The 8,274-nt window shown below is 57.9% G+C and carries 12 protein-coding genes; 7 read left to right on the top strand and 5 right to left on the bottom strand.

Annotated elements, in window-relative coordinates:
* Positions 1–138 precede the first annotated feature (138 nt).
* From HU743_RS02955 to HU743_RS02930, 6 genes are all read left to right on the top strand, one after another.
* Positions 139–1,470 carry an MFS transporter gene (locus tag HU743_RS02955; protein ID WP_186634384.1) on the top strand — a complete coding sequence of 444 codons (1,332 nt, stop codon included), beginning with the start codon at positions 139–141 and terminating at the stop codon, positions 1,468–1,470.
* A gap of 146 nt (positions 1,471–1,616) precedes the next feature.
* Positions 1,617–2,351, top strand: coding sequence for a hypothetical protein (locus tag HU743_RS02950; RefSeq protein WP_186646822.1), 735 nt, complete (start codon positions 1,617–1,619; stop codon positions 2,349–2,351).
* Between the two features lie 39 nt (positions 2,352–2,390).
* Entirely contained in the window at positions 2,391–3,107 is a 717-nt protein-coding gene (locus HU743_RS02945) for a hypothetical protein (protein ID WP_186646820.1), read from the top strand.
* A 4-nt stretch (positions 3,108–3,111) separates the two neighbouring features.
* Entirely contained in the window at positions 3,112–3,528 is a 417-nt protein-coding gene (fos, locus tag HU743_RS02940) for a fosfomycin resistance glutathione transferase (protein WP_186646818.1), read from the top strand.
* Positions 3,529–3,588: 60 nt separating this feature from the next.
* A complete protein-coding gene (locus HU743_RS02935; RefSeq protein WP_186548950.1) occupies positions 3,589–4,227 on the top strand; it encodes a LysE family translocator in 639 nt (212 codons plus the stop codon).
* Positions 4,228–4,421: 194 nt separating this feature from the next.
* Positions 4,422–4,925: a DUF4142 domain-containing protein gene (locus HU743_RS02930; protein ID WP_186646816.1), complete on the top strand. Its 504-nt coding sequence runs from the start codon at positions 4,422–4,424 to the stop codon at positions 4,923–4,925.
* Between the two features lie 217 nt (positions 4,926–5,142).
* Here the strand turns inward: HU743_RS02930 and HU743_RS02925 are convergent, their stop codons facing one another.
* Positions 5,143–5,553, bottom strand: coding sequence for a low affinity iron permease family protein (locus HU743_RS02925; RefSeq protein WP_186646815.1), 411 nt, complete (start codon positions 5,551–5,553; stop codon positions 5,143–5,145).
* Positions 5,554–5,727: 174 nt separating this feature from the next.
* Between HU743_RS02925 and tam the strand changes: the two genes are divergently transcribed.
* Positions 5,728–6,498: a trans-aconitate 2-methyltransferase gene (gene tam / locus HU743_RS02920; protein WP_186646813.1), complete on the top strand. Its 771-nt coding sequence runs from the start codon at positions 5,728–5,730 to the stop codon at positions 6,496–6,498.
* 183 nt (positions 6,499–6,681) lie between these two features.
* Here the strand turns inward: tam and HU743_RS02915 are convergent, their stop codons facing one another.
* The 4 genes from HU743_RS02915 to HU743_RS02900 all read right to left on the bottom strand — a co-directional run bounded on the left by HU743_RS02915 (position 6,682) and on the right by HU743_RS02900 (position 8,140).
* Entirely contained in the window at positions 6,682–7,038 is a 357-nt protein-coding gene (locus HU743_RS02915) for a transcriptional regulator (protein ID WP_186646811.1), read from the bottom strand.
* A complete protein-coding gene (locus HU743_RS02910) occupies positions 7,038–7,340 on the bottom strand; it encodes a type II toxin-antitoxin system HigB family toxin (protein WP_186646809.1) in 303 nt (100 codons plus the stop codon). The genes HU743_RS02915 and HU743_RS02910 overlap by 1 nt, the downstream gene beginning before the upstream one ends.
* 177 nt (positions 7,341–7,517) lie before the next feature.
* Complete coding sequence (locus HU743_RS02905) at positions 7,518–7,925, bottom strand: type II toxin-antitoxin system HicB family antitoxin (protein WP_186646807.1); 408 nt, start codon at positions 7,923–7,925, stop codon at positions 7,518–7,520.
* A 35-nt stretch (positions 7,926–7,960) separates the two neighbouring features.
* Positions 7,961–8,140 carry a type II toxin-antitoxin system HicA family toxin gene (locus HU743_RS02900; protein WP_016771297.1) on the bottom strand — a complete coding sequence of 60 codons (180 nt, stop codon included), beginning with the start codon at positions 8,138–8,140 and terminating at the stop codon, positions 7,961–7,963.
* Positions 8,141–8,274: the final 134 nt, after the last annotated feature.

Below are 8,274 nucleotides of genomic sequence, written 5' to 3'. Positions count from 1 at the left end.
CGATAGCGGTGTATCAGGCGCCGCATAGGTTGCCTGACACACCGCCATCGCGAGCAGGCTCACTCCTACAGTTGAAACCGCATACCAGACAACAAAAACAATCGGACGCCCATCGGCAGTCCGCCTGGAGAAAAAACCATGAGCCTCAACGTATTGGAGGCGGGCGTGAATCCGTCCGTCGATCACGACGCCGAAAAAGCCCTGATCAGCAAAGTCGCCTGGCGCCTGATGCCGCTGATCATGGTCTGCTACCTGTTTGCCTTTTTTGATCGCATCAACATCAGCTTTGCCAAATTCCAGTTGCAGACTGACCTGAGTCTGAGCGACACCGCTTATGGCCTCGGCGCCGGGCTGTTCGTGGTCGGTTACGTGCTGTTCGAAGTGCCGAGCAACATGATGCTGTACAAGGTCGGCGCGCGGCGCTGGATTGCACGGATCATGATGTCGTGGGGTGTGGCGACGGCGTTGATGGTCTTCGTCACCAGCGAATGGCAATTCTACGCGTTGCGCTTTCTGATCGGCGCGATGGAAGCCGGGTTCGCCCCGGGTGTGCTGTATTACCTGACACTGTGGTTTCCGCAGCATTTCCGAGGCCGCATCACGTCGATGCTGTTTCTCGCCTCGGCGTTCGCCGGACTGGTCGGCGCGCCGTTCTCCGGGCTGGTGCTGCAACACCTCGACGGCGTATTGCAGATGCGCGGCTGGCACTGGCTGTTCCTGCTCGGTGGCGTGCCGTGCATCGGTCTTGGGTTTCTGGTGCTTACGCAGCTCAAAGACCGCATCGAGGATGCGCACTGGCTCACCGCTGACGAAAAGAAACTGCTCTCCAGCCGCATCGCCCATCACGAGCCACACAAGAGCGGCGGCTCATTGCTCGCGGCGCTGAAAATTCCCGGTTTCCTGACGTTGGGTTTGATCTACTTCCTGATTCAGGTCGCGTCCTACGGCCTGAATTTCTGGGCACCGCAATTGATCCGCAGCGCCGGCACCGAAAGCCCGGTGATGATCGGTCTACTGACCGCCATTCCCTACATCTGCGGTGCGATCAGCATGGTGGTGATCGGACGCCTGTCCGACGCCACGGGTGAGCGGCGCAAGTTTGTCGCCGGGCTGGTGGTCGTCGGCGCGATAGGCTTCTTCAGCGCGGGGATCTTCGCCAGCCACACGACATTTCTGATCGTCGCTCTGGGGCTGCTCGGCGCAGGCATCATCGCTTCGATTCCGAGCTTCTGGACCCTGCCACCGAAATTGCTGGCAGGCGCCGGTGCCGGCGCGGCAGGCGGGATCGCGGTGATCAATACCCTGGGGCAATTTGGCGGGATCGTCAGCCCGGTCATGGTCGGACGCATCAAGGACCTGACCGGCAGCACCACCCCGGCGCTGTATGTCATCGGCGTCGCGGCGCTGATTGCGGCCGCTTTGCTGCTGTGGGGTTTGCCGCAGAAATTGCGCACGCTGGACAAGTATTGAGATTGGCGGCGTCTGTGAAGACGCCTTCGCGAGCAGGCTCGCTCCCACTTTTGGAATGCGCTTTCGCAATTTGGAGTTGGATTGTTGAATCACAGGGTAGAGCAGTGGATAGTACGCCGCTGAAACCGTTATCAAGGAGCGGCAAAGTGACAGCGAAGTCCAGGTGGTTCGGCGGTGCAGTGCTCTGCGGGTGTTTGGTGGCGGGGCAGGCGCCGGCTGATTGCACACCGCCCGCCGTGTCGGGTGATCTGGATTTTTCGGTGTGCAAGGAATGGCCGGCTTATCCTGGACAGACCATCAGCGCCAAAGCAGGTTTCAAGCCCTCCGCTGATGACGGCGAAGGCGGCACGCACGGGTTCTATGATCTCGACTTGTCTGTTGCGCAAGACGGGCAAAGCAACCCTGTCGCCACTTATGGTCAAACTTCTGCATACGAATCGGATGGCGTAGCGTTATCGCAGATGTCACTCGATACGGCACGCTACACACTCACCACCGACCTTCGTGCCTTCGGCGTGCGCGCCCGTTTTACTAACGCATCGCGGCTCAATCCGCTGGAAGAAGTTCAGCTTTCGCTCTACGTCAAAGAGGGCGCAACGTTGCGCCCGGTCTTGCAAAAATTATTGGTTTACCAGTTCAGCGGTGAATGGGACGACGATTGCACCGGTCAGCGAAGTGAAATGACCAGAACGGTGGAAGTGGCAAAAACCAGCTCTCACGGTTACGCGGACCTGATCGTCAAGACTCAGCAGACTGGCACAACCAGTGCGGGAAAGGGGGAGGCTTGTAAGGACAGCTCCACAGTTTATAAACCTGCCCTGACCACATTGCGTTATGACGGCAAATCCTACGTGCTGCCGCAAGGCTTCAAAGGCTTGTAACCGGCCTGCTTCAAACGACTTTTATCAAGGAAGAACACCATGTTTCCCCGTGCCCCTCTGCTGATTGCCCTAAGCCTTCTTGCCCTGGCCACTCAAGCCCAGGCGTCTTGCGACATCAAAGCCTTCGATGGCAAATCCCTGTCGCGCTGCAAGGTCTGGCCCTCCATGCAGAATCAGGCGATTGCCGCCAAATCCACTTATCTGGCGGATTCGGATGACGAAGACGTCGGGGTGTTCGATCTCGATCTGGCAATCGTCAATGCAAGCGACGCCAAGCCCATCGCCACTTACCGCAAACCCGGCGCTTACAACTCCGACGCGATTCGCTTCGATGACCTGCGCATCGACACCGGGCGCTATTGGCTGGCGTCGGATGTCAGGGCCTTTGGTGTGCGTTCGAAATTCGCCCACAGCTCTCGCGCTATGCCGTATGAGAAAACTGATCTGGCGCTGTATATCCGCGAAGGCAATGAGTTGCGACCGGTGCTTGAAGGTTTGGTGGTCTACAAGAACAACGGTGAATTCACCGGCGACTGCGACGGCTATGTCAAACAGGTTCGCCGCACCGTCGAGATTGGCCCGGCCAGCCACCATGGTCTGGCTGATCTGCTCGTCATCAGCAACGGCACCCGTGTGAAAAACACCCGGTCAGGCAAAGAGTGCCTCTCGAAAACCACGCACCTTAAACAAACCCGAATCACCCTGACCTATGATGGCGAGCAATACACTGTTCCCGAAGACCTCAGAGGTTATTGAATCGATGCTCACCGGCCTCAACCACCTGACCTTGGCAGTCAGCGATCTGAATCGCAGCCTGCGCTTCTATCGCGATGTGCTGCAACTGCGCGTCGAGGCCACGTGGGATAGCGGTGCTTATCTGTCCTTGCGGGGGCTGTGGCTGTGTCTATCGCTTGATCCGTTGCGCAAGACCGAGCCCTGTGCCGATTACACGCATTACGCCTTCAGCGTGAGCGCGGCGGATTTCCCGGTTTTCGTGCAGCACTTGCGAACGGTCGACGTCGAGGCGTGGCGGGATAACCGCAGCGAAGGCGCGTCGTTCTACTTTCTCGACCCCGACGGACACAAACTGGAAGTGCACGTCGGCGATCTCGCCTCGCGACTGGCGGCCTGTCGGCAGAAACCGTACGCCGGCATGCGTTTTCACGACGAACCGTGATCCGGCGCAGTCGGCTGATATAGACTGGCGGCCACGTGTTCTGGCACTTGCAGGTTTTCCATGACTCCATCGTTGCTTATGGCCATTCTGGCCTCGGGTTTCATCTACGGCATCACGCCGGGGCCAGGTGTGCTGGCGGTGTTCGGCATTGGCGCCGCTCATGGGCGACGGGCCGGGGCCGGATTTCTGTGCGGGCACTTGCTGGGCGATGTGGTCTGGTGCAGCACGGCGCTGATCGCGATTGTCGGCGCCCGGGAAATCGGCAGCACCGCGTTTGATGTACTGGGTGTGCTCAGCGGCTTGTATCTGTTCTGGCTCGGCTGGCGCGCCGTGCGTGCGCGACGGCGCAACGGTGACGAGCCGCAGGGGGCGGCGCGCAACCCGTTCTGGCACGGCATCGTATTCGGGTTGACCAACCCCAAGGCCTACCCGGTGGCGGTGGCAACGTTTACCGCGTTGCTGTCGAGTCGCGCCGAATTGCTCAACTGGTCGATGCTGCCGGCGCTGATTGCCCTGAGTTTTGTCGGTGGCGCGCTGGCCTACGCCATCCTCATCGGCGTGGTCGGGGCGCAGCGGGTGCGCACGGTGTATCAGCGTCACGAACTGCTCATCACCCGGTTGTGCGGAGTGATGTTCATCGGTTTTGCTATCAACGCGCTGATGCACGCGCTGCCGGGGCTGATGCCGAACAAGGCGTGAGGTCCGGCAGAAAGCTGTCCGGCGACGCGCGGGCGCGTTCACTGACGGCGCCGTTCGTCGCGGCCCGGAGGATTTTTCTAAACCTTTGACCGCCAAAGGATTCCTAACTGAGGCGGGCGTTGGCTCGCCACGAACATTTCAGCCGCAGGGCGCTCCAGTGCCTGCTTGAATTTTCAACGAAGGAGGGCGCGACCATGAGCCGGATGGCCACCCGTATACGCAACGTCAGTTTTGTCGCCCTGTTCAGCCTGTGCGCGAACAGTGCCTTTGCCCAGTCGCCTGCCGAATTCATCAACGATGCGTCAGCCAAAGGCATGGCCGACATCGAGGCCAGCCGCTTGGCCCATGGCAAAGCCGAATCCAAAGAGGTCAAGGATTACACCATCGTCGTCATCAACGACCGCACGACTGCCAACCAGCATTTGGCGAAAATCGCCAAGAAGCTCGACCTGCCTGTCGCGCCCCGCGAAGAACTGGCCGACAAGGCCAAGGCGCTGATGCCGCAAGTGCAGGACGGCGCCACGTTCGATCAGGCCTACGCCGCCAGCCAGGTCAAGGCCACCGAAGAGGCCATCACCCAGATCGAGCAGCAGGCGAAGACCACCGACGTACCGGAAATCAAAGCCTTTGCCGATGAGACTTTGCCGAAACTGCAGAGCCATCTGGAGAAGGCCCGCGCGTTGCAGGCCAGTCGCTAATCTCACCGAATGGTTGTAACGCGGCCCGAGCCTTCGGCGGTACCTGCTTGATGCAGGCACTGCCGAAGGTTTTTTGCGCCCGCCAGTTGAAATGCGATGTGTCCCCTATGGGAGCGAGCCTGCTCGCGAAGGCGGAGTTTCAGGCGAACCACTATTCGCTGAAACACCGGCTTCGCGAGCAGCCTCGCTCCTGTCTGTTGCCCTCACTTGAATTTGCTCAGCACTCATTCAGATTCTGTTTCGACTTGCTCTTGTCCCCCAGCCCGTCAAGATTGAACACCTCGCTTTCGCCCAACGAACGGTAATGCCGGCGCAACGCCTCCAGTTGCTTGAGATCCAGCGCCTCCAGCCCGAGCATTGCGTTCTGCGCTTCCTTGTTCACCCGCAGCAATTCATCAAGCTTTAAATGCAGAATGTCGGTGTCACGGTTTTGCGTGTTCTGAATCAGGAAGACCATCAGGAACGTAATGATCGTCGTCGAGGTATTGATGATCAGTTGCCAGGTATCGTTGTAGCCAAAAATCGGTCCACTCAAACCCCACAACCCAATCAGGATCAACGCCCCCATGAACGTCTTCGGGCTACCGGCCCACAGGGCAAGTTTCTGGGCAATTTTTGCGAATTTCATGATGGAAGTCCTTGTTTTTGGGAGCTTGAAATTCAGACAGCGACGTTGCGCTGAAAATTCTGTTTACAAATCACGTCTCAGGACTTTGGTAGGGAAGGCACGCCGCGCGGATCGCTGTATCGTATCGGCAGCTGTTTTTCCCACGTTGCCAGAACGTCCCGACAGGAGAACGCCATGAGTTGGTCTGCCCAGCAATACGTCGCTTTCGAAGATGAACGCACCCGCCCGGCCCGTGATCTGCTGGCGGCGATTCCCACAGCGCAGGCGCGGGCGGTGGTGGATATCGGTTGTGGGCCTGGTAATTCCACGGAGTTGCTGGTGCAGCGGTTTCCCGAGGCGAATGTCAGTGGTCTGGACAGTTCGGCGGACATGATCGATGCCGCGCGCAAGCGCCTGCCCGGGTTGCAGTTTGCGGTGGCCGAGATCGACCGATGGGCCGATGCCGGCCCGTTCGATGTGATCTTCGCCAACGCGGTCCTGCAATGGGTGCCTGATCACGCCTCGTTGCTGCCAGCCCTGGTGAGCAAACTTGCCGCCGGTGGCAGCCTGGCGATCCAGATGCCGGATAACCTCAACGAACCGTCCCACCGCTTGATGCGCGAAGTGGCCGCCAACGGGCCGTGGGCGAGCAAGCTCAGCGGCGCCGCCGGGCAGCGCACCGACATGGCCAGTGCCACTGAGTATTTCTCGATGCTGCGGCCGCACTGCAACCGCGTCGATGTGTGGCGTACGACTTATCACCATCAGTTGCCGGGTGGGGCGGCAGGGGTAGTGGAGTGGTTCAAGGGCAGCGGGTTGATTCCGTTTTTGAATCCGCTGACCGAGGAGGAGCGGGCGCAGTATCTGGAACGGTATCTGGCAGCTGTTTCAGAGGCTTATCCCGCATTGGCTGATGGCTCAGTGCTGTTGCCGTTTCCACGGCTGTTTATTGTTGCGACTCGGTGAATGACGCGTCTCTCTTTTTAGTTCGGCAGGTTGTTTCAGGTCGGCGCGACTCTGGAAAAGAACTCAGTCGGTTCCTTCTCCCTCGTGAGAGGGCCAGGGTGAGGGGGCGGGTGGGCAGCGCTGATTTTCGGGCAAAAAGAAACCGGTCATTGCGACCGGTTTTTTATGCGATATCTCTCTGCATCAGACACTGGCGAGCAGGCATTCATAAGGAATACACAAGCCATCGTGCAGACGTTTGATCATTGCCAGACTCAGCTTGCGCTTGCGGTTCAACACTTCCGAAACACGGCCGCTAGTGCCGATAAAGGGCTCAAGATCCCGCGGCGTCAAACCTTGCTGATCCATACGAAATTTGATGGCTTCAATGGGATCAGAAGGCGGCATCGGAAAATTCTTCTCCTCATACTTTTCAATCAGCAGCGCGAGAATTTCCAACTCATCGCCTTCCGGCGATTCGATTTCTGCACCCCACAGCTGTTCCATGCGCAGCAATGCTGCGGTCAGGTCTTCCGGGCTACGAATGGGTTTGATGTTCATTAAACGGTCTCCGCGTTGATCTGGTCGTATTGAGCGTGGGTCCCAACGAAGCGGATAAAGCCGAGTTGCCGTTGGTAGTCGATCGCCAGAATCACTCGATATTTATTCCCGCCGATATTGAATACCACCCTGGCTCCCCTGAGGACACTGGCCGTTCTCAGCTCGGCTTTAACCTCTTGCGGAGTTCGATAAATCGCCTTTTCCATATGGCAATACCATTCAACAAGCGGTGTTTTAGCATCAGCATGAGCTGGTGTGCTTTCCCAAAATTGTCTTGGCGTCGCTCTTGCAATTATCCGCATCCATGCCTCCTCCCGATATGGGAGATGCTAGTCGTTACTGACTGGAGAGGCAATCTTGAATGCGCCTTTCGGACGGGCGTTCAACATTGAATTTCAAGGCATGTACTGGATGCATTGGTGCAAGCTTCAAACATGAAAAAACCAGCTACTGAGAGCCGGTTGGTCAGTAAGAGTTTTTTAACCTTGCTGCAATACCTTCAACGCCGCCGAAGCCAGAAATCCCGATCGGCTTTTTTCCTCTGGATGATGCAACACGTATTCATCAATGCGATTGAGCAAGTGCCCCGGCAGAGTGATGTTGAGCTTCTGTGCTTTGCCAAGGTATTTGACCACGTCGATATCCACTACCGCCCACGCGCATCCGGCGTACTTCGGATTGGCGACATGCAGGCCCAATTTGCTGGCCGGTGGAATCGGCGCACCGTCGTCTGCCAGAATTTCGAAATGACCTTCGATCGCCTCGCGCGCCATGGCGACGGCGTCATCGAGGTCTTCGCCGGCAGAAAAACAGCCGGGAATGTCCGGCACCTCAACTCCCCAAGCGTGTTCCTCATCGCCTATTGAAATCGCAATCGGGTAAAGCATGTTCGTGATCCTCCATGGCAGCACTGAGAACGGATTCAGAGCATGGCCTGTTGCAAAATACTGATGGCCGTTTTTTTGAGCAGATCCTTTTTCGGATGCGGCACCGTTACCAGTCCAGGTTTGGTCGGATGCTTGAAGTGATGATGGCTGCCCCTGATGCGCACCAGAAACCAACCGTCTGCGACGAGTTGTCCGATTAAAAAACGGCTATTCACAACACCTCCTTGTGGTGTGCTTGGTGGTTACTATACCTACTGATATGTACAGATCAATAGACTTGCTACCGTGCGGCCATGGGTGCCCGTCCAGCAAGGTGGTCAAGTCAGTCTAGGCCGCGCATATTTCGAGG

Source organism: Pseudomonas sp. SWRI99 (assembly GCF_014270125.1).
GTDB lineage: Bacteria > Pseudomonadota > Gammaproteobacteria > Pseudomonadales > Pseudomonadaceae > Aquipseudomonas > Aquipseudomonas hamedanensis.
The sequence above is the reverse complement of the archived record's forward strand: the minus strand, read 5'-3'. Positions and strand labels throughout refer to the sequence as shown.